Below are 25,259 nucleotides of genomic sequence, written 5' to 3' on the forward strand. Positions count from 1 at the left end.
GCCGGCTAGCCGTCGGCGTCGAGGCCGCGCTCGATCGCGTAGCGGGTGAGCTCCACCCGGTTGTGCATCTGCAGCTTGCGCAGCGTGTTCTGCACGTGGTTCTGGACGGTGCGGTGGGAGAGGACGAGCCGCTCGGCGATCTGCCGGTACGACAACCCCTTGGCGACCATCTTGAGCACCTCGGTCTCCCGGTCGGTGAGCCGCGGGTCGTCCGGGCTGTCCGAGGTGCGCTGGAACTCGCCCAGCACGAGCCCGGCCAGGCCCGGCGTGAAGACCGGGTCGCCGTCGGCGGTCCGGCGTACGGCGTCGAGCAGCTCCTCGCGGGAGGCCGACTTCACCAGGTAGCCGGTGGCGCCGGCCTTGACCGCCGCGAGCACGTCCGCCTGCTCGCCGGAGGCGGAGAGGATCAGCACCCTGACGTCCGGGTCCTGCTGGGCGATGGCGGCCGTGACCGCTACGCCGTCGGGCTCGGGGATCTGCAGGTCGAGCACGACCACGTCGGGCCGGGCGGCGGGGAACCGCGCGAGCGCCTCGCGCCCGGTGGCCGCGACGGCCACCACCTCCAGGCCGGCCGCCGCGAGGTCGCGCTCGACCGCGTCGCGCCACATCGGGTGGTCGTCGACGACCATCACGCGCACCGCGTCGCTCACGATGCCGACCCCAGGCCGGCGCCGGGTCGCGGTACGACGAGCTCCCACTCGGTGCCGAAGTCACCGCTCACCAGGTCGGCGGTGCCGCCGAGGTCGGCGATCCGCCCCCGGATCGACTCCGCGACCCCGAGCCGGCCCTGGGCGGCCGCCTCGTCGAGCCGGCCCGCCGGGATGCCGGGGCCGTCGTCGCGTACCGAGACCTCGACGCGGTCGGGGAACGCTTGGAGCAGCACCCAGGCCGGCGCGTCCGTCCCGACGTGGGTGCGCACGTTGTCGAGGCACGCGCTCGTCGCGGCGACCAGCTCCAGCGCCGTGGCCGCGGGGAGCTCGACGGGGACGCCCGGCGTCGACACCGTGACCTGGTCGCGGCGCTCCAGCCGGGTCAGCGCGGCGCCCACGTCCACGGTGTCGCCGCCGGCGACGCTGACCTCGTCCTGCTCGCGGATCAGCGCCCGCAGCGCGTGCTCCTGCTCACCGGCCAACCGCCCGAGCTCGGCGCCGTCACCGCCCAGCTCGCGGCCGCGCCGCTGCACCAGGGCGAGCACCTGCAGCACGCCGTCGTGCACGGCCCGGGCCAGCCGGGCCCGCTCGGCGGCCACCGCGGCAGCGCGTTCCGCGACGTCACGCTCGGTCGCCATCTCCTGCAGCGACTGGCACATGAAGCCGAGAATGGCGCCACCGACCAGCAGCAGGAAGGTGTTGCCGTAGTCGGAGGCATCCACCTCCTGCCGCGCGAGGTCCGCGCCGGCGAGCAGCGCGCCCGCGGCCAGGCCACCGGCCGCGCGGTACTGGATCGCCCAGGCGGCGAGAGCCGCGATCACCCAGAAGCCCGGCACGCTGGAGGTGACCCCGTCGTCCTTGACGAGCGGGGACACGAGGAGCAGCCCCATCGCGATGCCCAGGTCCGCGGCGAGCAGCCGGAAGGTCCGCCGCCGGGGCTCGGCGTACGCCCAGGTGGCGATGCCGGTCCAGGCGGTCATCAGCACCAGGCAGGCCACGCCCGCCGCCGGCCGCTGCAGCTCCTCGGCGTGCCAGATGTTGAGCAGCACGGCGTTTCCGAGCAGGACCACGCGCAGCACCGCGACCGCCAGGAACAACCGGTCCTTGACCGCGACGGCTGCCGGCATGCTCCAGGCCCTCCACGCGTTCACACGCGGCAGTGTTGCAAACGATCTGAGTATCCGTGCGGATGCCGGGGCGTCGCGGTCCGGCCGAGGCTGGGGGCATGGAATCCCAGGCACCCACCCCGAAGAACACCGCGGCCTTCTACGCCCAGTCCGCCATCTCGTTCGGACTGGGCCTTCTACGCCCAGTCCGCCATCTCGTTCGGACTGGCCCTCTTCACCATGCTCGCCGCCGTCTACTACCTGCCGGCGGACCCGTGGCCCAAGGCCTTCCTGGCACTCGGCACGGTCTTCCTGACGACCTCGGCGTTCAGCCTCGCCAAGTGCGTGCGAGACGCACACGAGAGCCAGTACGTCGTCTCCCGGCTCGACCAGGCCCGCGTCGACCGGATCCTCGCCGACCACGACCCGTGGAAGCAGGTCGGCTGACCGGCTCGTCGTCGCTCAGCTGCCGACCCGGTCGCTGCGTCTCTCGATGAGGACCACGTCCCGCCACTGCCCGGCCAGCGGCCCGTACGACATCAGGGCCACCCGCTCACGGGTCCCGACCACCCGGAACCCGACCGAGTCGTGCAGGGCGAGGCTCACGGCGTTCTCCGGGAACACCCCGGACTGCAGGGTCCAGATGCCGGCGTCCTCGGTCGACTCCACGAGGGCCTCCAGCAGTCGTCGGCCGACGCCGCGGCCGGCGGCCGCCGCGGCGACGTACACGGAGTGCTCGGCGACCCCGGCGTACACGCACCGGTCAGAGACCGGGGAGGCGGCCGCCCAGCCGGCCACCCGGCCACCTTCGACGGCGACCAGGCGATGGCCGGGCAGCTTGCCGGCGTCGAACTGCTCCCACGACGGCGGCTCGGCCTCGAACGTCGCGTGCCCGGTGGCGATGCCCTCGGCGTAGATGCGCTCGACCTCGGGCCAGTGCTCCCGGGTCATCGGCTCGACCGTCATGCCAGCTCAGCGACGAGCCGTTCGACGCGGCGGCGGATCTCGTCGCGGATCGGCCGCACCGCCTCGATGCCCTGCCCGGCCGGGTCGTCGAGGACCCAGTCCTCGTAACGCTTGCCGGGGTGGAAGGGGCACTCGTCCCCACAGCCCATCGTGACCACGACGTCGGCCTCGCGGACTGCGGAGTCCGAGAGCAGCTTCGGCGACTCCCCGGCGATGTCGATGCCCTCCTCCGCCATCGCCGCGACCGCGACCGGGTTCACCCGGTCGGCGGGCCGCGACCCGGCGGACAGCACCGCGACCCGGTCGCCCGCGAGGTGCTGGAGGTACCCGGCCGCCATCTGCGAGCGGCCGGCGTTGTGGACGCAGACGAACAGCACGGTCGGGACCGGCATCAGGCCTCCTGGGGAGTGGGGTGGAGCAGGACGACGAGCGCCGCGCCGACGACGCCACCGAGGAGCTGCATGAGGACGAACGCCGGGACCGAGCCCGGGTCGATCCCGGCGAAGGTGTCGGAGAACATCCGCGCGACCGTCACGGCCGGGTTCGCGAAGCTCGTCGAGCTGGTGAACCAGTACGCCGCCGCGATGTAGCCGCCGACCGCGAACGCCACCGTCTCGATGCGCGGCGAGCGCAGCGTCCCGAACACGACGAGCACGAGCCCGACCGTGGCGACGACCTCGCCGAGGAGCTGGCCGGACCCGCCCCGCTCGTGGCCGGACACCGACACGGCGTCGAGGTCGAACATCAGGTTGGCGACCACGACGCCCAGCAGGCCGCCGACGAGCTGGGCGACGACCAGGGCCGCCGCGGTCGGGGTGTCGACGCGCCCGAGGGTTCGCTCGACCAGGGTGACCACGGGGTTGAACGACGCCGACACGGGTTGCAGCGCCAGGATCAGCGCGACCAGGACCGCGCCCGTGGCGACGCTGTTCTCGAGGAGCTGGAGCCCGGTGTCCCCGGGCGAGAGCCGCTGCGCCGCGATGCCGGAGCCGACCACGGCCGCGACAAGGAACGCCGTACCGACCAGCTCGGCAACCGCCCGCCGGACCAGCGCCGTCACGCGGTGACGCCGCCGAGGAGCGTGGCGAGGTCGCCGAGGGCGGTGGCGTTCACGCGGTAGTAGACCCACACGCCGCGCTTGTCCCGGTCCAGGAGGCCGGCGTCGTGCAGCAGCTTGAGGTGGTGGCTGATCGTGGGCTGGGACAGCTCGAAGGCGTCGTTGAGGTCGCACACGCAGGCCTCGCCGTCCGCGTGCGAGGCGACCAGCGAGAGCAGCCGGAGCCGGACCGGGTCCGCGATCGCCTTCACCAGCGGAGCGATCCGCTCGGCGGCGTCCGCGGACAGCGGCTCGCGGGTCACGGGGGAGCAGCAGGCGACCGCCTGCACCGGCGTCAGCTCGAGCAGAGACTTCGACATGCGTCGATATTGACAGATCTCGATGTTTGGGTCCAGTATCCGTACATCGAAGTTCATCTATGTCTTAGGAGGCACCCCATGTCCCGTGTCCAGCTCGCGCTCAACGTCGACGACCTCGACACCTCGATCGCGTTCTACTCCAAACTGTTCGACACCGAGCCGGCGAAGGTCCGCCCGGGCTACGCCAACTTCGCGGTCGCCGAGCCGCCGCTCAAGCTGGTGCTGATCGAGAACCCGGGCCAGGGCGGCTCGATCAACCACCTCGGCGTCGAGGTGGTCGACACCGACACCGTCGACGCCGAGCAGACCCGCCTGGCCGAGGCCGGCTTCGCCTCCGTCGACGAGCGCGGCACCACGTGCTGCTACGCGAAGCAGGACAAGTTCTGGGTCGAGGGCGCTCCGAACGGCGAGCGCTGGGAGATCTACACCGTCCTCGCGGACAGCCCGACGCCGAGCGGCGAGGCCGCGGGCGCGGTCTGCTGCGCGTAGGTCTTTTACCGTCGAGTGACGTGAAATGGCTGGGACTTCGGGCAAATGACAGCCAGTTCGCGTCACTCGACGGGAGATGGCCGGCCTAGGAGCGGCAGTTCGCGCAGGTGCCGAAGATCTCGAGGGTGTGGCTGACGTCGTCGAAGCCGTGCTCGGCCGCGATCGCGCGGGTCCACCGCTCCACGGTCGGACCCTCCACCTCCACGGTCGCGCCGCAGTCGCGGCAGACCAGGTGGTGGTGGTGGGAGTCCGAGCAGCGGCGGTAGATCGCCTCGCCGTCCTCCGTGCGCAGGAGGTCGACCTCGCCGGCCTCGGCCAGCCGCTGGAGGGTCCGGTAGACCGTCGCGAGGCCGACGGGGTCGCCCCGCTCGCCGAGCAGCTCGTGGATCTCCTGCGCCGAGCGGAAGTCGTCGAACGACGCCAGCGCGTCGACGACCGCCCGCCGCTGGCGGGTGGGCCGCATGCTCCCCGAGGGGTCAGTGCTCGTCATAGTGCCTCCCGTGCGGCGCGTGCCGGTGGCCGTCGTGGACGTAGTCGACGTGGTCGCCGTGGGGGACCGCGACGTGGCCACAGTCCTCGCCGTGGTCGTGGGGGTGCTCGTCAATGGTGTCGTGCACCGTCGCCGCCACGACCGGGAACGGCTGCCGCAGCCGACGGCGGGACCGCAGCCAGATGCCGACCGGCCAGGCGACGACGAAGCCGGCCAGGGCCAGCAGCACGATCGTCGGGCCGGGCGCGACCCGCGCGTGGAACGAGGCGTACGCCGAGAGCAGCAGCCCGCCCACCGACGCCAGCGTGCCGAGCGCCATCGCCGCGCCGAGCGTCGTGCGGAACGACCGGCTGACCTGCTGGGCGGTCGCGACCGGCACCACCATCAGCGCCGAGACCAGCAGCAGGCCGACGGTCCGCATCGCGACGGTCACGCTGACGGCGGCGAGCACCGCGACCAGCAGGTTGTACGCCCGGATGTTGAGCCCCGCCACCCGCGCGAACTCCTGGTCCTGCGCGACCGCGAACAGCTGCGGGGCGAACCCCACGCAGACGACCACGACGACCGCGGCGAGCCCCATCGTGACCCCGACGTCGCCCACGGAGATCGTGGTGATCGAGCCGAACAGGTACTGCTGGAGCCGCGCCCCGCTCTGGCCGGCGAGACCGGTGATCAGCACGCCGCCGGCCAGGCCGCCGTAGAACAGCAGGGCGAGCGCGACGTCGCCGTTCGCGTGCCCGCGCTCGCGGATCACCTCGATCACGACCGCGCCGATCACCGCGACGCCGACGGCCGTCCAGGTCGGGGAGGCCCCGGTCAGCAGGCCGAGCGCGACGCCGGTGACCGCGACGTGGCCGATCCCGTCGCCCATCAGCGCCAGCCGGCGCTGCACGAGGTAGGTCCCGACCGCGGGGGCGGCCAGCCCGGTGAAGACCGCGGCGAGGATGGCCCGCTGCATGAACCCTAGGCCGAGCAGGTCGAGGTACTCGCTCACTCCGGACCCCCCTCGATGAGCGACGCGATGTGCGGCGCGTGGTCGTGCCGCTCGGGCTCCGGATGGTGGTGGTGGCCGGCGTCGTGGAGGTCGAGGTGCGCGGTGGCGACCTGGTCGCTGGCCAGCGGCGGGCCGTCGTACGCGACCCGGCCGTCCCTCATCACGACCGCCCGGTCGATCAGTGGCGCCATCGGGCCGAGCTCGTGGGCGACCAGCACGATCGTGGCGCCGCGCCCGGACAGCGTCGCGAGGGTGTCGGCCAGCACCTGCTGGTTCGGCAGGTCGACACCGGCGGTGGGCTCGTCGAGGAAGAACAGCTCCGGCTCGCCGGCCAGCGCGCGGGCGATCAGCACCCGCTGCTGCTGGCCACCCGAGAGCGTCGAGACGCCGTCGCGGGCCCGGTGCGCGAGCCCGACCACCTCGAGCGCGTCGTCGATCGCCGCCCGGTCGGCGCGGCGGAGCGGGCGCAGCAGCTTGCGGCGGGTGAGCCGCCCGGACGCCACCACCTCCCACACCGACGCCGGTACGCCGGACGCGGCGCCGCCGCGCTGCGGGACGAACCCGACCCGCTGCCAGTCGTGGAAGTCGTCGAGGGCGGTGCCGAACAGCCGCAGCGAGCCGGTCGCGAGCGGGCGCAGCCCGGTCAGCGCACGGACCAGCGTGGACTTGCCCGAGCCGTTCGCGCCCATCAGCGCGACGAACTCGCCGGCGGCCACGGCCAGGTCGATGTGCCGCAGGATCGGGCGGCCGGCGATCGCGACGGCGCCGTCGTTCATCTCGATGACCGGGTCAGCCACAGCCGTTCGCCTCCTCGAGGGCACGCAGGTTCGCGTGCATGAGCGAGAGGTAGTCCTCGCCGGCGGTCCGGTCGGAGAGTCCCTCGATCGGGTCCAGCACCTCGCTCCTCACGCCGGTGTCGTGGGCCAGCGCCTCCGCGACCGCCGGGCTCACCAGCGACTCCCCGAACACCGTGGTGATGCCCTGGCTGTTGATCAGGTCCTGGAGCCGGGCCAGGTCGGCCGGCGTCGGCTCGGAGTCGGGGGAGAGGCCGAGGATGGTCTGCATGTCGATCCCGTAGCGCTCGAGGTAGCCGAACGCGTCGTGGCTCACGACGACGGTGTCGCGCTGGCAGTCGGCGAGGCCGGCGGCGTACTCCCGGTCGAGCCGCTCCAGGTCGCCGCGCAGCGCCTCGGCGTTCGCGGCGTAGTCGTCCGCGTGGGCGGGATCGATGTCGGACAGCTGGTCGGCGACCGCGTCGCCGACCTCCGCGAGCAGCAGGGGGTCCTGCCAGAAGTGCGGGTCGTCCTCGTCGGAGTCGACGCCGTGGTCGCGGAACGGCACCAGCGAGACGACGTCGGCCGCGTCGAGCACCGCGCCCCCGGCGTTCTCGTCCACGGTGTCGTCCACCGCGGGCTGGAAGCCGCGCTCGAAGACGACGAGGTCGGCCTGGGCGACCTCGGCGGTCTCGCGGACGGTGGGCTCCAGGTCGTGCGGCTCGCCGCCGGGGGCGGTGAGGTTCTCGACGGTCGCGGCGTCGCCGGCGACCCGCGCCGCGACGTACGCCAGCGGGTAGAACGCCGCCGCGACCTGCACGCCGTTGTCGAGACCGACCGAGTCGTCGGTGAACGCCGCGCAGCCGCTCAGGACCAGCAGCCCGGGCAGGGCCAGCGCGACGAGAGCCTTCATGAGAACGATTCTCAGTGGAGTTGAGAACGATTGTCAAGTGCGTCGGCTACGATCGCCGGGTGCAGGTGGTGAGCAGGTTCCGGGTCCCGGTCGGGGAGGGCGAGACGTTCCGCAGCGACCTGGCGACGGCGCGCGAGGCGCTGGCCGCGTGCACGGGGTACGCCGGCGGCGAGATCGGCCGCAACGTCGACGACCCGGAGCTGTGGGTCCTCACCACGCGGTGGGAGAACGTCGGGAGCTACCGCCGCGCGCTCTCCTCGTACGACGTGAAGCTCCGCGCGGTGGCCGTCCTGTCGCGGGCGATCGAGGAGCCCTCGGCGTACGAGGACGCAGGCCCGGGCACCACCCTCAACACCGGCTCGCCCCGGTCGATAGGCTGAACCTTCACTCGCACCAACCGCTGACCATAGGAGCCACCGTGGCCAAGCCGCCGCCGTCCACCGTCGACAACGTCGTGTCCCTCGCCAAGCGCCGGGGCTTCGTCTACCCGTGCGGCGAGATCTACGGCGGCACCCGCTCCGCCTGGGACTACGGCCCGCTCGGCGTCGAGCTCAAGGAGAACATCAAGCGCCAGTGGTGGAAGTCCATGGTCACCATGCGCGACGACATGGTCGGCCTCGACTCGAGCATCATCCTGCCGCGCCAGGTCTGGGAGGCGAGCGGCCACGTCGACACGTTCTCCGACCCGCTGACCGAGTGCCAGTCGTGCCACAAGCGGTTCCGTGCGGACCACCTCCAGGAGGAGGTCGCGGAGAAGAAGGGCATCGCGAACCCCGACGACGTCGACCTCGCCACCGTCGCCTGCCCGAACTGCGGCACCCGCGGCGCGTGGACCGAGCCGCGCCAGTTCTCCGGGCTGCTGAAGACCTACCTCGGCGTGGTCGAGGACGAGTCCGGCCTGCACTACCTGCGCCCGGAGACCGCGCAGGGCATCTTCATCAACTTCGCGAACGTCGTGACCTCGAGCCGGCAGAAGCCGCCCTTCGGCATCGCGCAGATCGGCAAGAGCTTCCGCAACGAGATCACGCCGGGCAACTTCATCTTCCGCACCCGCGAGTTCGAGCAGATGGAGATGGAGTTCTTCGTCAAGCCCGGCGAGGACAAGGAGTGGCACCAGTACTGGATCGACGAGCGCACCCGTTGGTACACCGACCTCGGCATCGACCCGGACAACCTGCGGCACTACGAGCACCCGCAGGACAAGCTCAGCCACTACTCGACCCGCACCGTCGACATCGAGTACCGGTTCCGCTTCGCCGGCTCGGAGTGGGGTGAGCTCGAGGGCATCGCCAACCGCACCGACTTCGACCTGTCCACGCACTCCAAGCACTCCGGCCAGGACCTGTCGTACTTCGACCAGGCCAACAACGAGCGCTACACGCCGTACGTCATCGAGCCGGCCGCGGGCCTCTCGCGCAGCCTGATGACCTTCCTGGTGGACGCCTACACCGAGGACGAGGCTCCGAACACCAAGGGCGGCGTCGACAAGCGCACGGTGCTCAAGCTCGACCCGCGTCTCGCGCCGGTGAAGGTCGCGGTGCTGCCGCTGTCCCGCAACGCCGACCTGTCGCCGAAGGCGAGAGACCTCGCGATGGCGCTGCGCGGTGCGGGCTGGAACGTCGACTTCGACGACTCGGGCGCGATCGGCCGCCGCTACCGCCGCCAGGACGAGGTCGGTACGCCGTACTGCGTGACCGTCGACTTCGAGACCCTCGACGACAACGCGGTCACCGTTCGCGAGCGCGACACCATGGCCCAGGAGCGGATCTCGCTCGACGGCGTCACGTCGTACTTCGCCGAGCGACTGGTCGGGTGCTGACCCGCACCGCCGCCCTGCTCCTGGCTGCCGCGCTCGGGCTGGCCGGGTGCTCGGGCGACAGCAGCGACGCGTCCGGTGCAGCGACGTCGGGCACGCCGAGCACGTCGAGCCCGACGGCCAGCGACTCGGCGTACCTGCCGGTCCCGGCCGGTGTCGAGCTGACGCCGCCGGGCAGCCAGCTGTCGGTGGGCGACCACGCGGTGGTCGCGTACGAGCCGCGGCAGGACCAGGTCGGCGCGCTCGACATCCAGGTCACGAAGCTCGAGAAGACGACCATGGACGCCTTCTCCGCATGGCAGCTCAGCGACGAGCAGAAGAAGTCGAACCCGTTCTACGTGCGCGCGGTGATCAAGAACGTCGGCGACACGGACCTCGGCGGGCGCCCGGTGCCGCTGTACGTGGTGAACGACGACAACGTGCTGCTGGAGTCGACGCCGTTCGCGAGCTCGTTCGAGCCGTGCCCGAGCACGCCCTTCCCGGAGAAGTTCGGGCCGGGCGACGACGCGAAGGTGTGCCTGGTCTACCTGGCGCCGAACCACGGCGACCTGGTGGCGGTCAGCTTCCGTCCCGACGAGACGTTCAACCCGATCACCTGGACCGGCGACGTGACGAAGTACGAGCCGCCGAAGCCGAAGAAGTCCGGGAATTCGAAGAAGAGCGAGAAGCACTAGACAATGGTGGGCATGCCCGCCCTGCCCACCTCGCTGACCCTCGGGTCGCTGCGCGTCGACACACCGGTCGTGCTCGCGCCGATGGCGGGCATCACCAACGCGGCGTACCGCCGCCTCTGCGCCGAGCAGGGCGCCGGGCTCTACGTGTGCGAGATGATCACCAGCCGCGGCCTCGTCGAGGGCGACCAGCACACCCGGGACATGCTCGTCTTCGACGAGCTCGAGACCACCCGCTCGGTCCAGCTCTACGGGACCGATCCCGCGTACGTCGGCAAGGCTGCCGAGATCCTCTGCGCCGAGTACGGCGTCGCGCACATCGACCTGAACTTCGGCTGCCCGGTCCCCAAGGTCACCCGCAAGGGCGGCGGGGGAGCGCTGCCGTGGAAGCGTGGCCTGCTCGCCGAGATCCTCGAGCACGCCGTCGCCGCGGCCACGCCGTACGACGTGCCGGTCACGATGAAGACCCGCACGGGCATCGACGACGACCACCTGACCTACCTCGACGCCGGGCGGATCGCACAGGAGAGCGGCGTCGCGGCGATCGCGCTGCACGGCAGGACCGTGGCGCAGGCCTACTCCGGTGCCGCCGACTGGGACGCGATCGCGGCGCTGGTCGCGCACGTCGAGATCCCGGTGCTCGGCAACGGTGACATCTGGGAGGCCGCGGACGCGATCCGCATGGTCGAGCAGACCGGTGCCGCCGGCGTCGTCGTCGGGCGCGGCTGCCTGGGCCGGCCGTGGATCTTCCGCGACCTGGCCGCGGCCTTCGCCGGCGAGCAGGTCGCCACGCTGCCGACGCTGGGCGACGTGGCCGCGATGATGCGCCGCCACGCCGAGCTGCTGTGCCGGCACATGGGGGAGGAGCGGGGCTGCAAGGAGTTCCGCAAGCACGTGTCCTGGTACCTCAAGGGCTTCGCGGCCGGCGGCGAGATGCGCCGCTCGCTCGGCCTGGTCGACAGCCTCTCCGCGCTGGACCGGCTGCTCGCCGAGCTGGACCCGGACGAGCCGTTCCCGATCGCCGAGCTCGGCGCCCCACGCGGCCGCCAGGGGTCGCCGCGCGAGCGGGTCGTGCTGCCCGAGGGCTGGCTCGACGACGCCGACGGCAGCGGCTGCCACGTCCATGAGGACGCCTCCGAGACCAGCGGCGGGTGAGCGGGAACACGTTCCCGTTCGCCACCCGTGATGCGGACCCTCGACCACGGCTGTGGTTGACTCGGGCGGTCGTTGCCGTTCCGTGACCTTTCTCGGGGAGTCGCTGGCGAGGACATCCCCCGACAGCAACAGCAAAGGATCAGCGCTGTGGCAGATCATCGCCACAAGCGGGACACCAATGCCCGCCGCAAGCCCCGTGCCGCCCTAGTGGCCGGCTCGCTCGCCGTCCTGGCGACCGCTTCCGCCGTCACGGTGGGCGTGCTCTCCGCCAGCCCCGAGTCCACCCTGCTCGCCCAGGACACGTCCGCCGACCTCGCCGGCGTCTCCCACGCACGGGAGACCGTCTCGCGCAGCGGCTCGCGCCTGGAGGAGGCGCAGCAGCTCCGGCTCAAGCCCAGCGTGCTGACGCAGCGTGCCGTGGCCGGAGCCGACGAGAAGCTCTGGACCACCACGCTCCTCAACCTGTGGTCCGACGCCGGCGACGACGCCACGGAGGTCGGCGAGCTCGAGGCGGGCAAGCACGTGCTCGTCACCGGCCGGAAGACCGCCGACCGGGTCGAGATCGTCTGGCAGGGCGAGTCCCGCTGGGTCACCGCCGGCTACCTCTCGGAGGACAAGCCCGCCGCCGCCACCGCCACCGCCACCGCCACCGCGGCCGGCAGCCTGTCGATGGCCCCGTGCCCGGACTCCAGTGTCGAGAACGGGCTGACCTCCAACGCCGTCTACGTCTACCGCTCGGTGTGCCACGCGTTCCCGCAGATCACGTCGTACGGCGGGTGGGACGCGCACGGTGAGCACGCCTCCGGCAAGGCGCTGGACATCATGACCAGCGACAAGGCGCTCGGCGACACGATCGCGGCGTACCTCCAGTCGCACGCCTCCGAGCTGCACCTCTACGACGTCATCTGGTGGGACCAGATCTGGACGCCGGTGCGGGCCTCCGAGGGCTGGCGTGCCTACGGCGACCACGGCTCGCCGACGGCGAACCACATGGACCACGTGCACGTCTCGACGTACTGACCCGGCCGACTGGCGGAGCGTGCGCCTAGGCTCTGGTCCGATGAGCCACGACCGGTACGACGACGCCGCGCGCGAGCGCCTCGTCGAGGAGCCCCCCAAGCGGGTCGACGCACCGGTGCGCACGCCGTTCGAGCGCGACCGCGCGCGGGTCGTGCACGCGGCGGCGTCGCGACGGCTGGCGGCCAAGACCCAGGTGATGGGGCCGCAGGCCGACGACTTCGTCCGGAACCGGCTCACCCACAGCCTCGAGGTCGCCCAGATCGCCCGGGACCTGTCCCGCGCGCTGGGCAGCCAGCCCGACATCGCGGAGACCGCCGCGCTCGCGCACGACCTCGGCCACCCGCCGTTCGGGCACAACGGCGAGCGGGTGCTGGCGGAGCTGGGTGAGGCGTGCGGCGGGTTCGAGGGCAACGCCCAGACGCTGCGGATCCTGACCCGCCTGGAGGCCAAGACCGACGGCGCCGGTCTCAACCTGACCCGCGCCACCCTCGACGCGTGCACCAAGTACCCGTGGCCCCGTTCCGAGGCCGAGGAGCCGCAGGGGGTGCACGCCGACGGGTCGCCGCGGTTCGTCGTGAAGTTCGGGGTGTACGACGACGACCGGCCGGTCTTCGACTGGATGCGCCGCGGCGCCGACGGCAGCCGCCAGTGCCTCGAGGCGCAGGTGATGGACCTCGCCGACGACGTGGCGTACTCGGTGCACGACGTCGAGGACGGCGTGGCCGCCGAGCGCGTCGACCTCACCGCGATCGACGAGGCGGCCGTCTGGCAGACGGTCCGCGACTGGTATCTCCCGGACGCCGGCGACGACGTGCTCGACAAGACCCTTGCCGGGCTCCGGAGCGTCGGCAGCTGGCCGCAGACGCCGTACGACGGGGGCCGGCGCTCGCTCGCCGCGCTCAAGAACCTCACCAGTGACCTCATCGGCCGGTTCTGCGGGGCGGTGCAGCACGCGACGTTCGCCGCGGGCGACGGCCCGTTCGTGCGGTACGCCGCCGATCTCGTCGTGCCCGAGGAGACCCGGCTCGAGATCGCCGTGCTCAAGGGCATCGCGGCCCACTACGTGATGCGTGCCGACGACCGCGTCGCGTTGATGGAGCGCCAGCGCGAGCTGCTCGCCGAGCTGGTCGCACTGCTCGCGCACCGCGGCCCGGACGCGATGGAGCGGCAGTTCGCCGACGACTGGTCGGTCGCCGCGGACGACGCGGACCGGCTGCGCGTCGTCGTCGACCAGGTCGCCTCCCTCACCGACCAGAGTGCGGTCGCGTGGCACGCCGCGCTGCGGGGGCCGGCATGAGCGACCCGCTGGTCTGGCTGCCGTTCGACCCCGCCGAGCTGGGGGACCCGCCCGCCGGCCTGCGCTACGAGGTGGTCGACCCGACCGAGCGGGTGCCCGACTCCGTCGGGGAGGTGCGGTTCTACGTGCCGCCGTACCAGGTCGGGGCGCGCGTGGCCGAGGTCCTGCCCCGGATGACGTCGCTCGAGGTCGTGCAGACGATGACCGCCGGCGTGGACAACCTCCGCGGCGCGATCCCGGACGGCGTGCTGCTGTGCAACGGCCGCGGCATCCACGACACCTCGACCGCCGAGCTCGCGGTGACCCTGGTCCTCGCGAGCCTGCGCGGGGTGCCCGGCTTCGTGCGCGACCAGGACCGGCACAGCTGGCGGACCGGCTGGCACCCCGCGCTCGCGGACAAGCGGGTCGTGATCGTCGGGTACGGCGCGGTCGGTGCGGCCGTCGAGCGGCGGCTGCTGGCGTTCGAGGTCGAGGTCGTGCGCGTCGCCCGCAGCGCCCGCGACGGCGTGCACGCGATCACCGAGCTGCCCGCCCTGCTGCCCGAGGCGGACGTCGTGGTGCTCGTCGTACCCCTCACCGAGGAGACGCGCGGCCTCGTGGACGCGCGGTTCCTCGGCGCCCTGAAGGACGGCGCGCTGCTGGTGAACGTCGCCCGCGGCGCGGTCGTCGACACGGCAGCGGTCGTCGATGCGCTCCACACCGGCCGCCTGCACTACGCGACGGACGTGGCCGAGGAGGAGCCGCTGCCCGAGGACCACCCGCTGTGGGACGCGCCGAACCTGCTCGTGTCGCCCCACGTCGGTGGCGCGAGCAGCGCGATGTGGCCCCGGGCGCACCGCCTGGTCCGCGACCAGCTGCGCCGCTACGCGGCCGGCGAGGACCTGGTGAACGTCATGTCCGGCTCCTACTGAGCGGAGACCTGCCAGCGGATCCGCTGTCGGTGGTGGAGCGAGCGACCGGCGTGTCGAGACCTGGACATAGACTCCGCGACGTGGCAGGACGGATCCGCGAGGAGGACATCGCGACGGTGCGCGAGAAGGCGCGCATCGACGACGTCATCGGGCAGTACGTCACGCTCCGCAACGCCGGCGGCGGCTCGCAGAAGGGGCTGTGCCCGTTCCACGACGAGAAGTCGCCGTCGTTCAACGTCAACCCGGCCCGGGGGTTCTTCCACTGCTTCGGCTGCGGTGAGGGCGGGGACGTCATCACGTTCCTGATCAAGATCGACGGCCTCAGCTTCGCCGAGGCGGTCGAGCGGCTGGCCGACAAGTACGGCGTCCAGCTCCGGCGCGAGGACGACACCTTCCCGACCGAGCGGCCCAAGGGCCCGTCGCGACGGCGGCTGCTCGAGGCGCACGAGGTCGCGCAGGAGTACTACGCCGAGCGGCTCGGCACGCCGGACGGGCTGGCCGGCCGGCAGTTCCTGGCGGAGCGCGGCTTCGACCAGGCCGCGGCGGAGACCTTCGGCATCGGGTTCGCCCCGAACGACGGCCGCGCCCTCAGCCAGCACCTGCGCGGCCGAGGCTTCAGCGTCGAGGAGATGACCGTGGGCGGCCTGATCGGCCCGTCGGGCTACGACCGCTTCCGCGGCCGGTTGCTCTGGCCGATCCGCGAGTCCAGCGGCGAGACGATCGGGTTCGGCGCCCGGAGGCTCTTCGAGGACGACCGAATCGAGGCGAAGTACCTCAACACCTCCGAGACGCCGATCTACAAGAAGAGCCACGTGCTCTACGGGATCGACCTCGCCCGGCGGGAGATCGGTCGCTCGTCGCGGGCGGTGATCGTCGAGGGCTACACCGACGTGATGGCCTGCCACCTCTCCGGGGTCGGCACGGCGGTCGCCACCTGCGGCACGGCGTTCGGCGACGACCACTCGCGGGTGCTGCGCCGGTTCCTCGGAGACGATCGAGTCACGAAGGGCGAGATCATCTTCACGTTCGACGGCGACGCGGCCGGGCAGCGAGCAGCGCTGAAGGCCTTCGGCGGCGACCAGAACTTCGTGTCCCAGACCTACGTCGCGGTGGAGCCGGACGGCTTGGACCCGTGCGACCTGCGGATCAAGAAGGGCGACGCCGCGGTCCGCGAGTTGGTGGCCCGGCGCGTGCCGCTCTACCGCTTCGTGCTCTCCAACGTCGTTCGCAACTACGACCTCGACCGGGCCGACGGTCGAGCGGACGCCCTCCGCGAAGGCGCCCTACTGGTGTCGAGCATCCGGGACAAGTCCAAAGTCGAGGCCTTCACTCGAGCGCTGGCCGGCCTGATCGGTCTCGACATCGACGATGTCCGGGACGAGGTACGCCGGGCAGCGAACCGCCGGCCCGGTCCGGACGTCCGCACGCCCGAGGCGACGCCGGCTCCGCGATCGAACGTCCCCGACCTGCACGACCCGCGCTTCTCGACCGAGCGGGAGACGCTGAAGCTGGTCATCCAGCATCCGATGACGATCGGCCGGCTCACGTCCGAGATCGGGGCGAATGACTTCACGCACCCGACGTACCGTGCTGTGTGGGAGCTGGTCGTCGCCGCCGGCGGCCCGGGCGCCGGCGTGGGCGACCCCGGCTGGGCGACGAAGCTCCGGGACGCCGCGGAGAACCCCGCCGTCTCGTCCGCGATCAGCGCTCTCGGGGTCGAGCCGCTGCTCATGGAGCCCGACGCGGCGTACGTGACCCAGCACCTGGTCCGGCTCCAGGAGCTCACCGCAGCCCGTCGCATCGGCGACATCAAGTCGAAGCTCCAGCGCACCAACCCGGTCGAGCACCCCGACGAGTTCAACCGGATGTTCGGCGAGCTCGCCGCCCTCGAGGCGCACCGCCGGGCGCTGCGGGACCGGCTCACGGGGCCGGCCTGATGGGGCTGCGCCGCCGGTCCCCGATCCGGGTGGAGCGAGGGGAGAAGCTGCTCGCCGACGCGGTCGCCGAGGAGGCGCACCTCGGCGGGACGCGCGACGCGCTCTACGTCGTACGCAACCTCGGCGCCTCCCTGGCCCTGGAGGAGACGCTGCGCATCCCGTGGGAGGACGTGCAGGCGGCCGACTGGGACGCCGAGACCGGCACGCTCCGGGTCAGCGAGGTCGGCACCTGGGGCGAGCAGCGCCCCGAGCACGTGTTCACGCTGGCCGAGCCGGGCCTGCTGCTGGAGCTGGTCCGCGAGCGGGTCACCGCCAGCGTCGTCCTCCAGCGGCACGTCCCGATCAACGGCCGCCGCGGACTCCGCGTGGTCGCCCGCCGGGCGCCGCACGGTGACCGCCCCATCAGCTGGATCTACGAGTTCGACGCCGGCATCGACCCCGACGACCCCGCCGTGCGCAAGGCCGCCGAGGAGGCCCTTGCGGCCGCCCGCGCCGAGGTGGGCATGCCCTGAAGGCGTGGTTTCGGGAGAGGTCGCCAAGGACCACGCTGCCGCGCCGGGCCGAGCCGAGTGCCTCGACCGACACGGCTGACCTCGATTTTTCCTGACGGACCCGGATTGCTAACCTGTGCGGGCTGCACCGATCCCCTGTAGCTCAACTGGCAGAGCATTCGGCTGTTAACCGGAGGGTTGTTGGTTCGAGTCCAACCGGGGGAGCAGAAGAACGGCCTGACCTGCGACGATCGAGTTCGCTGGTCAGGCCGTTCGACGTTGTCGTCCACGCGGTCGCTGGCCGCGCCCTCGGTGGTCGCTACGACGACCTGGCGGTCTTCTTCGCGACGCTCGCCTTCCTGGCCGTGGCCTTGGCCGTCTTGGCCGTCTTCCGCGCGGGCCGGGTCGACTTCTTGGCGCCGCCGGCCGACTTCTTCGCCGCCGTCTTCGCGGTCCGCGTCGCCGCGCCGGTGGCGCGGGCGGCCACGTCCACTCCGTCGGGCGGGAACCACACCATCCTCGTCGCCTTCATCTTCGCGGCCAGTGACGCGCCCCGCGCAGCCCACCGCCCCCGGTCTCCGACGCTCCGGACCGCGTCGGTGACGGGCTTGGCCCTCCCGAGAACTGGTTTGGCCTTCTCGGCAAGCGGTCGTGCCTTGTCGGTCACGGGCTTGGCCCGGTTCGTGAGGCCGCTGACCTGACTTCTGAGCTCCATCATTTCTTGGTTCTCCCTCCCCGACGTGAGCGCCCGGTCGGGCGCTTCCACTGCGACGCGGCGGCGGTGACCGCCGGCCGTCAGGGTCATCACCTCTGACGTGCCCGTTCGAGGACGGACTACTCCTGCTCGTCCTCTGCCACTGCCGGCCCGGGCATGCACGGCATGCTGCGGGCCGGCGTTCCCTCGGCGCGTGGTCGCTCCTCCGGTGGGTTCTCCGGAGGACCGGGAACCCACCGGAGGGAGGATCGGTGAGCCCCCGGGGCTCAGCGGTGCAGGAGTCCCGACTTCTTGTTGTTGCCGGTGATCGCCGAGGCGACCATGACCAGCACGGCCGCGCACGCGATGGCGACGATCCAGCGGACCCAGTCGACACCAGAGGTGCCGTTGCCGCCGAAGGCGGTGTAGATGTACCAGCCGATGACAACTCCGCCAATGCCGCACACGATCGTGAGCCACAGCGGGATGTTGTCCCTGTCGCCGGGGGCGACGAACTTTCCGAGCAGGCCGATGATGATGCCAGCGACGATGACGCCGATGATCTCCATGGCGATTCTCCCTCCCGGGCCGACGGGGTGTCGTCGGCCTCTCCTGTAGGGCTCTGTACCCGGCTCCGTCGAACGGAATGCGCGTTGGTAGTGGGGCCGAGGACTGGGGACGTGGCCGGTGGACCGGCGGCGGTCACGCGAGGTGCAGCTTGTGGCGCACCCTGTCCATCCGCGACCGGCGCCCAGGCACGGGTGTCTTCTCGCGCGCCGTGGTGGCGGCGTCGACGAGGACGTTCTTCGCGTTCTTGGCGCCGCCGCGGACGCCGGCGGTCGCCGACCCCATGGTCTCGGCCGCGCGCTTTGCGCCCTTGCGGCGCTTGGTCTTGGCCGACTTCCTCGCTGACTTCGCCGACGCCGAGCTGCGTTCCTGGATCCCCTTGACGGGGTGTCGTACCTCGCGAGGAACGACCAGCTGCCCAGCGGTCTGGAACAGCCTGCGGGACAGGAAGAGGATGGGGATCCCCAGGGGCAGCAGGATCAAGGTGACGCACAGCAGCGCCCCTACCAGGCCCAGCAGCCCTCCGAGTAGCCCGAGCAGACTTGCTGCGGTCCACCGCAACGCTCGCATGGTCTCCCCCTCACGCGGGTTCGGTGAGGTCGACGAGCCGCTTCATCATCGGCACGCTCGGAAACGCGTCGCCGCGGACCTTCTCCATGAGCACCGCCGCATACGCGGGCACGTCGTCGGGCAGCAGCAGCTCCTCGACGAGGTCCATCATCGTTCCCGAGGGGTAGGGGTCTGCAGCGATCTTCTCGAGCAGCAGGTCGACGAGCCGCGCCCGCGAATCCAGCCCGCCCTGGTTGCCGCCGTTGCCGCCACCGTTTCCACCGTTGTTCGCCATCGTGTCTCCCTCCACGTTCTTCCGCTCCCGATCGGATCTGATGACGTACCCGCTCGCCCTGAAAGGGATGCCCCCCAGATCACCCTGCCCGGCCGACGTGCGCTTCTCGGGTGGGCAGACGGGTACTGGTGAGTTGAGGATGCACAGCCGGGGTCCGGCGCCGCGGCTGGGCAGGGAGGAGCAGCAGGAGATGAGCGCCGACCTACCGACGGGGCGGCCCAGCGACCAGGAGCGGAGCCACGGGGCAATGGCCGGCGGCTCGGCGAACGACGGAGCCTGGAGGTCGCGCCCGTCGTTGACGGTGTGGAGCTACGACACTCCGCGCGCCGCCGCGGCCGGGACGTTGCGGTTCGGCGAGCTGGTGCGCAGCGGCTCCGTCTCTCCGATCGACGCAGTCACCGCGATGTGGGTGCCCGGGAGCCACCGCCCCTGGATCGGCCAGCTTCGGCAGACCGGCTCCCCCCGCTCCTCAGGGCCGCTCGGCGCCGCCCTCATCGGTCTGGCTCGGGTGCTGCTCGGCCCGGAGAGGCTCGACGACGAGTTCGCTCGCGTCGCTGACGCCCTTGCAGGGACGGGCGTGGATGTGGAGTTCCTGCAGAAGGCACGGTCGCTGACCGCGCCGCCTCGGTCGACGTTGATGGTGCTCTCCGCCGGCGTGGATCTTGACGTGGTGCGCCCTGTCGTCGAGCGAGGCTTGTCGCGCGGCGACGTCGTGCTGCTGCATGCTCTCCTTCGCGAGGACTCGTTGGAGGTGTTCCGCGAGGCGCTGAACGAAACCGGCCTGCGAGAGGGTGCAGATCGTTCAGGCGAGCCTGCGGGAGTGGCGGACGAGATGACAGCGAGGTTCGAACATGACCACCCCGACCAACCCTGACGCGCTGCCCGAGAACGACGAGCCGCTCTTCGACGAGGTCGTCGAGGAGCTCGGCTACAACCCCGCGCACCCCGAGGAAGCACCTGCCGACTCGACCGACGGCGGGGCCGAAGACCCTGATCCGTCTGGTACCTGAGCGCATGGGGCTGCGGGTCGACAACGCAGGTCACCCGTAGGGGTGCCCTCGACCTTTCGCGGTTTAGTGGCCTAGACCGCGGGTACCGCGATGGTCAGGGAGGAGTCGCGACGTGTTGCTCGGGAGGGGTGGCATCGCGGCTGTACTAGATGTCTGCCAATACGAAGATTGCTGCCGGTGTAGCCGGCGGATACCTGCTCGGCCGAACCAAGAAGATGCGCCTGGCCATGATGCTCGCCGGCGCGCTCGCCGGAAAACGACTGTCCACGCAACGCCAGGAGCTGTTGTCGCAGGGCCAGAAGCTGCTGTCGGGCAACCCGCAGTTCAAGGAGCTCCAGGGCCAGCTCACGGGGCGCCTGGCAGAGGTCGCCCGCGAAGCCGCGCTTGTTGCTGCCGCATCGCGTGTCGAATCGTTGACGAAGTCGCTGCAGTCGCGGAAGTCCGACGAGGACTCGGCTGAGGACGAGTACGACGACGAGTACCAGGACGACGAGTCCGAAGACGAGCCCGAAGACGAGTCCGAAGACGAGTACCAGGACGAGGACGAGGCTGACGACGAGGCTGACGACGAGCCCGACGACGAGCCCGACGACGAGGCTGACGACGAGTACGAGGACGAGGACGCGCCGGAGGACGAGGCAGACGACGAGGCCGACGACCAGCCGGAGGACGAGCAGGAGGAGCAGCCGGAGGACGAGGCCGACGAAGAGCCGGAGGACGAGGGCGAGGCCGAGCCGGACGACACGGTGGAAGAGCAGCCCCAGCGGCGTCGCCGCTTGTCCCGGTCGCCGCGCAAGGCTCCGGCGAAGAAGGCCGCCGCCAAGACGGCCCCGGCGAAGAAGGCGTCGTCGTCGAGCTCGACCGCGCGGAAGTCTGCGTCGAGCTCCACCGCCAAGAAGGCACCGGCGAAGAAGGCGTCCTCGTCGAGCTCGACCGCGAAGAAGTCAGCGTCGAGCTCCACCGCCAAGAAGGCGCCGGCGAAGAAGGCCGCCGCGAAGAAGACGTCCTCTTCCTCGGGCTCGCAGTCGGGTTCGACGACGAAGAAGGCCGCCGCCAAGAAGGCTCCGGCGAAGAAGACCACCGCGCGAAAGGCGCCGGCCAAGAAGGCGCCGGCCAAGAAGACCGCGTCGAAGCGGTCGACGGCGAAGAAGACCTCGAGCTCGCGGTCGGGGCGGTGATCGGGCATGGCTAGCAGTGGTGGCAGCGGCCGGCTGAAGTCGGCCTCCGGGGACCTGTTCTCGACTCTGAGCGAGAAGGCGCTGAGCACGGTCGGCGACAAGCTGACCGGGCTCACCGACAAGCTGGAGGACGTCGCAACCGGCAACCCGTCCGCGAAGGCAGCGCTGGGATCGGCGAAGTCGACAGCGAAGGGCGAGGGCCCGGTGAAGGGCGCCTTGAAGGGCGCGGCGTCGGCGGTGAAGGACAAGATCCCCGGTCTCGGTGGCGGCTCCAGCGGCTCGGGCGGTGGCTCCCCGAAGGCCACGAAGGCGACGAACATCATCGAGCAGGTCGATGTCGGCGCCCCCGTGCGTGTGGCGTACAACCAGTGGACCGAGTTCGGCGGGTTCCCGACCTTCATGAAGAAGGTCGAGAACGTCGACGCCGAGGAGGACAACAAGATCGAGTGGAAGGCCCAGATCTTCTGGTCGCACCGCAACTGGGAGGCGACCATCCTCGAGCAGGTTCCTGACGAGCGCATCGTGTGGCGCTCCAAGGGCGACAAGGGTCACGTCGACGGCGCGGTGACCTTCCACGAGCTCGGTCCGAACCTGACCCGGATCATTGTCGTGCTCGAGTACTACCCCCAGGGCTTGTTCGAACGGACCGGAAACCTGTGGCGTGCCCAGGGCCGGCGTGCCCGCGTCGAGCTCAAGCACTTCCAGCGTCACGTCATGACGCGCACCATCCTGGACCCCGACGAGGTCGAGGGCTGGCGCGGCACGATCGAGGACGGCGAGGTCGTCCAGAGCCACGAGGAAGCCCTCGAGGAAGAGCAGGCCGACCAGGACGAGCAGTCCGAAGGGGGCGACTCCGAGGAGTACGAGGACGAGCCCGAGGACGACTACGAGGACGAGTCCGACGAGGGGGCCGAGGAGGACGGCGAACCCGAGGACGAGTACTCGGAAGAGGAGTCCGAGGACGGCGAGGACGAACCCGAGGACGAGTACGCCGACGACGAGGCCGAGGACGAGTACGCGGACGACGAGGCCGAGGACGACCAGGGCAACGAGGACGAGGGAGCCGAGGACGACGAGGGCGCCGAGGACGAGTACGCGGACGAGGAGTACGCGGACGAGGAGGCCGACGACGAGGGCGCCGAGGACGAGGGAGCCGAGGACGAGGAGGCCGAGGACGACGAGGGCGCCGAGGACGAGCCCGAGGCCGAGGACGACTACGCCGACGACGAGGCGGAGGACGAGTACGAGGAGTCCGAGCCCGATGAGGGCGACGCGGAAGACGCGGAGGACGAGGGAGCGGAGCAGGACGAGGAAGAGGCCCCGAGGCCGCGCTCGCGCCGCAAGCGCGCGAGCTGACTGACCGAACCAAGGAGGCAACCCATGACCGTGCAGACCCAGCGCCGCAGTGGCGGCGGCTATCTCGAACGTCCCAAGCCCAGCGGACTCGCTGACGTCATCGAGATCATCCTCGACAAGGGCATTGTCATCGACGCCTACGTCCGGGTGTCGCTCGTGGGCATCGAGCTGTTGACGATCGACGCCCGCATCGTGATCGCGAGCGTCGACACCTACCTGCGGTTCGCCGAAGCGACCAACCGGCTCGACCTGTACGAACACGGCGGGAAGGACCTCAGCGAGATGGTCGGGGACCTCCAGCAGTCCGGCGCGTCCGGCAAGACCCAAGGAGCCGTCCAGGGTGTGAAGCGTGCCCTCGGTGTCGGCCACAGCGACGAGGACGAGGACGAGGACGACGACCGCGAGCGCCGTCCCGTGAAGAAGTCCGCGAGCCGCCGGCGGTCCGAGCAGCGGTGACCGTGACGGGACTCCGCCCAGACGCTTCGATGCCTCCCTCTGGGGACGGCGCGGACGAGGCCCTGTTCGTCTATGGCGTCGTCCGCGCCGGAACCGGCGGACCCGAACGTCGTGCCGACGGCTTGACCGGGATCCACGGGTCGACCGTGGACCTCATCGTCGGCGGTTCGGTGGCGGCCGCTGTGACGACGGTGGCACTCGAGGAGCCGCCCCGGCGGCGAGCCGACCTGCTCGCCTACCAGTCGGTCCTCGACGCCTTGCATCGCGCCGGGCCCGTCGCGCCCGTCCAGTTCGGTTCCGTGCTGTGGGACGCGGCCACGGTGGTGGAGGAGCTGCTGCTGCCCCAGGAAGACAGGTTCAACGCTGTCCTGGACCGTCTCGAGGGGAAGCAGCAGTACAACCTGCGCGCCAGCTTCGTCGAGGAATCCGTGCTCGCGGACCTGGTCGCCACTGACCCGGACGTGGCGGCGTTGCGCGAGCGGACGCGGGACCAGCCGGAGACGGCGACCTATCCCGAGCGTGTCCGACTCGGCGAGCTGGTCGCGCGAGCGCTGGAGGACCGCAGCGCTGACGAGGCCGAGGTGCTGTGGGCGGCTGTCGAGCCGCTCACGGCCGAGCACCGGGTCCGGACACCTCCGACGGCGCAGCAGGTCCTCGACGTGGCGCTCCTGGTCGAGGAGGACCGGGCCACGGAGCTGGTCGAGCGTCTGGAGGATCTCGCGGAAGCCGTCCACGAACGGATCCGGATGAGGCTCGTCGGTCCGCTCGCGCCGTACGACTTCGTGGACGAGGGCTCGGGATGGGTCTGATCACCGGTCTGCTCGGCCTTCCGCTCGCGCCGGTGCGCGGGACGGTGTGGGTGGCAGACCAGATCTTGAAGCAGGCGGAGGACGCCTACTACGACCCGGCTGCCATTCGCAGCGAGCTCGAGGACGTGGACCGCTTGCGCGCGGAAGGACGCATCGACGACGAGACTGCGGAAGCGCTGGAGGACGAACTCATCGAGCGGCTGATGATCGGTCAGGAGAGGAGCGACGGCCATGGCTGAGACCACGCCTGAGGCGACGCCCCGCAAGACGGCGGAGAAGACCACCAGGAAGACCGGTGCCAGGAAGACAACCGCGAAGAAGGCGGGGGCGACGAAGGCGGCGGCGAAGAAGACGCCGGCGAAGAAGGCGACCGCCCGCGACCCGGCAACGAAGCGGGCGCCGGCCAAGAAGCCCGCCGGGGAGGGTGCGAGGAAACAGCCCTCGACGGCTGCCCGCAGCTCACGGGACGGCTCGTCCTCGCGGGCACCGTCCGAGCAGCGGACGGGCCGCGAGCCCGAGGACACCACGGACAACGGGGACAACGGCGGCAGCGGGGGCCGCCGAGGCCCCTCGAGCGGCGGACGGGCCGCGGTTCTCGCGGCCCAGCAGCTGGTCGACCTCACCGGCAAGGACTTCGAGGGCATCGTCGGGATCTCGAAGACCGACGACGGGTGGACCGCTCAGGTCGAGATCCTCGAGATGCGACGCATCCCGGACACGACTGACGTGCTTGCCGTCTACGAGGTCGCTGTCGACCAGGACGGCGACCTGCTGGGGTACAGGCGCACTGACCGGTACACCCGCGGGAGCGCTGGAGAGGATCGCCGATGACCGAGCAGCAGACCGGCGACGTGCCCAGCGCCCGCCCGTACTACCAGCCTCCGAGCCTGACCGGCCGGCCTCAGCCGGCGAACCTGGCCGACATCCTCGAACGTGTCCTCGACAAGGGCATCATCATCGCCGGCGACATCCGGGTGAACCTCCTCGACATCGAGCTGCTCACCATCAAGCTGCGCCTCCTGGTGGTCTCGGTCGACAAGGCCGAGGAGATGGGCATCGACTGGTGGAAGCATGATCCGATGCTGACCGTGCGCGAGCGCGGCCTGGACGAGGAGAACCGGGAGCTGCGCGAACGACTTGCCCAGCTCGAAGGCACCCCCGACGACGAGGAGGGGGGCCAGGACGAGGGCGACGGCAGTGCCCGGGGTCGGCAGTCTGCTGGTTCGCGGTCGAGAGGCGACGCGTGAGCG

34 protein-coding genes and 1 tRNA gene are annotated in these 25,259 nt (G+C 71.3%); 21 read left to right on the top strand and 14 right to left on the bottom strand.

The window, feature by feature from the left end; translation table 11 throughout:
* Positions 1 to 5: 5 nt before the first annotated feature.
* Both N538_RS0113030 and macS read right to left on the bottom strand, forming a co-directional pair.
* Complete coding sequence (locus tag N538_RS0113030; RefSeq protein WP_036570504.1) at positions 6 to 629, bottom strand: response regulator; 624 nt, start codon at positions 627 to 629, stop codon at positions 6 to 8.
* A gap of 17 nt (positions 630 to 646) precedes the next feature.
* The gene (gene macS, locus N538_RS0113035) at positions 647 to 1,777 is read right to left on the bottom strand and encodes a MacS family sensor histidine kinase (RefSeq protein WP_028637678.1); all 1,131 of its coding nucleotides are present in this window, start codon (positions 1,775 to 1,777) and stop codon (positions 647 to 649) included.
* On the opposite strand from macS, the gene N538_RS29495 reads away from it, so the two are divergent.
* On the top strand, positions 1,679 to 2,203 hold the full coding sequence (locus N538_RS29495) for a YiaA/YiaB family inner membrane protein (protein ID WP_269320348.1): 525 nt from the start codon (positions 1,679 to 1,681) through the stop codon (positions 2,201 to 2,203). The genes macS and N538_RS29495 overlap by 99 nt on opposite strands.
* A 15-nt stretch (positions 2,204 to 2,218) precedes the next feature.
* Here N538_RS29495 and N538_RS0113045 read toward each other — a convergent pair whose 3' ends face one another.
* The 4 genes from N538_RS0113045 to N538_RS0113060 are packed head-to-tail and all read right to left on the bottom strand — an operon-like array spanning position 2,219 to position 4,138.
* Positions 2,219 to 2,722, bottom strand: coding sequence for a GNAT family N-acetyltransferase (locus N538_RS0113045; protein ID WP_028637679.1), 504 nt, complete (start codon positions 2,720 to 2,722; stop codon positions 2,219 to 2,221).
* The gene (locus N538_RS0113050; protein WP_028637680.1) at positions 2,719 to 3,114 is read right to left on the bottom strand and encodes an arsenate reductase ArsC; all 396 of its coding nucleotides are present in this window, start codon (positions 3,112 to 3,114) and stop codon (positions 2,719 to 2,721) included. Before N538_RS0113050 ends, N538_RS0113045 begins: the two co-directional genes overlap by 4 nt.
* Entirely contained in the window at positions 3,114 to 3,782 is a 669-nt protein-coding gene (locus N538_RS25265; RefSeq protein WP_036570418.1) for an aquaporin, read from the bottom strand. Before N538_RS25265 ends, N538_RS0113050 begins: the two co-directional genes overlap by 1 nt.
* Positions 3,779 to 4,138 carry an ArsR/SmtB family transcription factor gene (locus tag N538_RS0113060; protein WP_028637681.1) on the bottom strand — a complete coding sequence of 120 codons (360 nt, stop codon included), beginning with the start codon at positions 4,136 to 4,138 and terminating at the stop codon, positions 3,779 to 3,781. The genes N538_RS25265 and N538_RS0113060 overlap by 4 nt, the downstream gene beginning before the upstream one ends.
* 78 nt (positions 4,139 to 4,216) lie before the next feature.
* Here N538_RS0113060 and N538_RS0113065 point away from each other — a divergent pair, with 78 nt between their 5' ends.
* A complete protein-coding gene (locus N538_RS0113065) occupies positions 4,217 to 4,627 on the top strand; it encodes an ArsI/CadI family heavy metal resistance metalloenzyme (protein ID WP_028637682.1) in 411 nt (136 codons plus the stop codon).
* Between the two features lie 85 nt (positions 4,628 to 4,712).
* Here the strand turns inward: N538_RS0113065 and N538_RS0113070 are convergent, their stop codons facing one another.
* Genes N538_RS0113070 through N538_RS0113085 form a run of 4 tightly spaced genes read right to left on the bottom strand, consistent with a single transcriptional unit; the run spans position 4,713 to position 7,797 of the window.
* Positions 4,713 to 5,117 carry a Fur family transcriptional regulator gene (locus N538_RS0113070; RefSeq protein ID WP_028637683.1) on the bottom strand — a complete coding sequence of 135 codons (405 nt, stop codon included), beginning with the start codon at positions 5,115 to 5,117 and terminating at the stop codon, positions 4,713 to 4,715.
* On the bottom strand, positions 5,104 to 6,111 hold the full coding sequence (locus tag N538_RS0113075; protein ID WP_028637684.1) for a metal ABC transporter permease: 1,008 nt from the start codon (positions 6,109 to 6,111) through the stop codon (positions 5,104 to 5,106). Before N538_RS0113075 ends, N538_RS0113070 begins: the two co-directional genes overlap by 14 nt.
* Positions 6,108 to 6,908, bottom strand: coding sequence for a metal ABC transporter ATP-binding protein (locus N538_RS0113080; RefSeq protein ID WP_231496210.1), 801 nt, complete (start codon positions 6,906 to 6,908; stop codon positions 6,108 to 6,110). The genes N538_RS0113075 and N538_RS0113080 overlap by 4 nt, the downstream gene beginning before the upstream one ends.
* Positions 6,901 to 7,797 (bottom strand): metal ABC transporter substrate-binding protein, encoded by an 897-nt coding sequence (locus N538_RS0113085; protein WP_028637686.1) that lies wholly within the window; start codon positions 7,795 to 7,797, stop codon positions 6,901 to 6,903. Before N538_RS0113085 ends, N538_RS0113080 begins: the two co-directional genes overlap by 8 nt.
* Positions 7,798 to 7,856: 59 nt before the next feature.
* Between N538_RS0113085 and N538_RS0113090 the strand changes: the two genes are divergently transcribed.
* From N538_RS0113090 to N538_RS0113135, 10 genes are all read left to right on the top strand, one after another.
* Positions 7,857 to 8,177: an antibiotic biosynthesis monooxygenase family protein gene (locus N538_RS0113090; protein WP_028637687.1), complete on the top strand. Its 321-nt coding sequence runs from the start codon at positions 7,857 to 7,859 to the stop codon at positions 8,175 to 8,177.
* 38 nt (positions 8,178 to 8,215) lie between these two features.
* Positions 8,216 to 9,616: a glycine--tRNA ligase gene (locus N538_RS0113095; protein WP_028637688.1), complete on the top strand. Its 1,401-nt coding sequence runs from the start codon at positions 8,216 to 8,218 to the stop codon at positions 9,614 to 9,616.
* A complete protein-coding gene (locus N538_RS27445; RefSeq protein WP_028637689.1) occupies positions 9,610 to 10,287 on the top strand; it encodes a hypothetical protein in 678 nt (225 codons plus the stop codon). The genes N538_RS0113095 and N538_RS27445 overlap by 7 nt, the downstream gene beginning before the upstream one ends.
* A gap of 12 nt (positions 10,288 to 10,299) precedes the next feature.
* Positions 10,300 to 11,439, top strand: coding sequence for a tRNA dihydrouridine synthase DusB (gene dusB, locus N538_RS25275; protein ID WP_036570512.1), 1,140 nt, complete (start codon positions 10,300 to 10,302; stop codon positions 11,437 to 11,439).
* Positions 11,440 to 11,586: 147 nt separating this feature from the next.
* The gene (locus N538_RS27985; protein WP_081790462.1) at positions 11,587 to 12,459 is read left to right on the top strand and encodes a hypothetical protein; all 873 of its coding nucleotides are present in this window, start codon (positions 11,587 to 11,589) and stop codon (positions 12,457 to 12,459) included.
* A 40-nt stretch (positions 12,460 to 12,499) separates the two neighbouring features.
* A complete protein-coding gene (locus tag N538_RS0113115; protein WP_028637691.1) occupies positions 12,500 to 13,756 on the top strand; it encodes a deoxyguanosinetriphosphate triphosphohydrolase in 1,257 nt (418 codons plus the stop codon).
* Positions 13,753 to 14,667 (top strand): 2-hydroxyacid dehydrogenase, encoded by a 915-nt coding sequence (locus N538_RS0113120; protein ID WP_028637692.1) that lies wholly within the window; start codon positions 13,753 to 13,755, stop codon positions 14,665 to 14,667. The genes N538_RS0113115 and N538_RS0113120 overlap by 4 nt, the downstream gene beginning before the upstream one ends.
* An 80-nt stretch (positions 14,668 to 14,747) precedes the next feature.
* Complete coding sequence (dnaG, locus tag N538_RS0113125) at positions 14,748 to 16,604, top strand: DNA primase (protein ID WP_028637693.1); 1,857 nt, start codon at positions 14,748 to 14,750, stop codon at positions 16,602 to 16,604.
* Positions 16,604 to 17,116 (top strand): hypothetical protein, encoded by a 513-nt coding sequence (locus N538_RS25280; protein ID WP_051549256.1) that lies wholly within the window; start codon positions 16,604 to 16,606, stop codon positions 17,114 to 17,116. The genes dnaG and N538_RS25280 overlap by 1 nt, the downstream gene beginning before the upstream one ends.
* A 131-nt stretch (positions 17,117 to 17,247) precedes the next feature.
* Positions 17,248 to 17,320, top strand: a tRNA-Asn gene (locus N538_RS0113135).
* Positions 17,321 to 17,414: 94 nt separating this feature from the next.
* Here N538_RS0113135 and N538_RS29315 read toward each other — a convergent pair.
* The 4 genes from N538_RS29315 to N538_RS0113155 all read right to left on the bottom strand — a co-directional run bounded on the left by N538_RS29315 (position 17,415) and on the right by N538_RS0113155 (position 19,200).
* The gene (locus N538_RS29315) at positions 17,415 to 17,900 is read right to left on the bottom strand and encodes a hypothetical protein (protein ID WP_231496211.1); all 486 of its coding nucleotides are present in this window, start codon (positions 17,898 to 17,900) and stop codon (positions 17,415 to 17,417) included.
* Between the two features lie 176 nt (positions 17,901 to 18,076).
* Positions 18,077 to 18,358 carry a GlsB/YeaQ/YmgE family stress response membrane protein gene (locus N538_RS0113145; protein WP_028637695.1) on the bottom strand — a complete coding sequence of 94 codons (282 nt, stop codon included), beginning with the start codon at positions 18,356 to 18,358 and terminating at the stop codon, positions 18,077 to 18,079.
* A gap of 133 nt (positions 18,359 to 18,491) precedes the next feature.
* Positions 18,492 to 18,926: a hypothetical protein gene (locus N538_RS25290; RefSeq protein WP_036570423.1), complete on the bottom strand. Its 435-nt coding sequence runs from the start codon at positions 18,924 to 18,926 to the stop codon at positions 18,492 to 18,494.
* 10 nt (positions 18,927 to 18,936) lie between these two features.
* Positions 18,937 to 19,200, bottom strand: a complete 264-nt coding sequence (locus N538_RS0113155) for a hypothetical protein (RefSeq protein WP_028637696.1) — start codon at positions 19,198 to 19,200, stop codon at positions 18,937 to 18,939.
* On the opposite strand from N538_RS0113155, the gene N538_RS0113160 reads away from it, so the two are divergent.
* From N538_RS0113160 to N538_RS25305, 9 genes are all read left to right on the top strand, one after another.
* Positions 19,190 to 20,074 (top strand): hypothetical protein, encoded by an 885-nt coding sequence (locus tag N538_RS0113160; RefSeq protein WP_155992085.1) that lies wholly within the window; start codon positions 19,190 to 19,192, stop codon positions 20,072 to 20,074. The two genes, N538_RS0113155 and N538_RS0113160, sit on opposite strands and share 11 nt — an antisense overlap.
* Positions 20,052 to 20,210, top strand: a complete 159-nt coding sequence (locus tag N538_RS28455) for a hypothetical protein (RefSeq protein ID WP_155992086.1) — start codon at positions 20,052 to 20,054, stop codon at positions 20,208 to 20,210. The genes N538_RS0113160 and N538_RS28455 overlap by 23 nt, the downstream gene beginning before the upstream one ends.
* 149 nt (positions 20,211 to 20,359) lie before the next feature.
* The gene (locus N538_RS28460; protein ID WP_028637698.1) at positions 20,360 to 21,388 is read left to right on the top strand and encodes a histone H1-like repetitive region-containing protein; all 1,029 of its coding nucleotides are present in this window, start codon (positions 20,360 to 20,362) and stop codon (positions 21,386 to 21,388) included.
* A 6-nt stretch (positions 21,389 to 21,394) separates the two neighbouring features.
* Positions 21,395 to 22,744 (top strand): SRPBCC family protein, encoded by a 1,350-nt coding sequence (locus N538_RS28465; RefSeq protein ID WP_051549257.1) that lies wholly within the window; start codon positions 21,395 to 21,397, stop codon positions 22,742 to 22,744.
* Between the two features lie 24 nt (positions 22,745 to 22,768).
* Positions 22,769 to 23,200: a gas vesicle protein GvpJ gene (gvpJ, locus tag N538_RS0113180; protein ID WP_028637699.1), complete on the top strand. Its 432-nt coding sequence runs from the start codon at positions 22,769 to 22,771 to the stop codon at positions 23,198 to 23,200.
* 29 nt (positions 23,201 to 23,229) lie between these two features.
* Positions 23,230 to 24,009 carry a GvpL/GvpF family gas vesicle protein gene (locus N538_RS0113185; RefSeq protein ID WP_028637700.1) on the top strand — a complete coding sequence of 260 codons (780 nt, stop codon included), beginning with the start codon at positions 23,230 to 23,232 and terminating at the stop codon, positions 24,007 to 24,009.
* Positions 24,000 to 24,248 carry a gas vesicle protein GvpG gene (locus tag N538_RS0113190; RefSeq protein ID WP_028637701.1) on the top strand — a complete coding sequence of 83 codons (249 nt, stop codon included), beginning with the start codon at positions 24,000 to 24,002 and terminating at the stop codon, positions 24,246 to 24,248. Before N538_RS0113185 ends, N538_RS0113190 begins: the two co-directional genes overlap by 10 nt.
* A complete protein-coding gene (locus N538_RS28000) occupies positions 24,241 to 24,840 on the top strand; it encodes a gas vesicle protein GvpO (protein WP_081790463.1) in 600 nt (199 codons plus the stop codon). The genes N538_RS0113190 and N538_RS28000 overlap by 8 nt, the downstream gene beginning before the upstream one ends.
* Positions 24,837 to 25,256, top strand: coding sequence for a gas vesicle protein (locus N538_RS25305; protein ID WP_051549258.1), 420 nt, complete (start codon positions 24,837 to 24,839; stop codon positions 25,254 to 25,256). The genes N538_RS28000 and N538_RS25305 overlap by 4 nt, the downstream gene beginning before the upstream one ends.
* Positions 25,257 to 25,259 lie beyond the last annotated feature (3 nt).

The organism is Nocardioides sp. URHA0032, from assembly GCF_000620645.1.
Lineage (GTDB): Bacteria > Actinomycetota > Actinomycetes > Propionibacteriales > Nocardioidaceae > Nocardioides.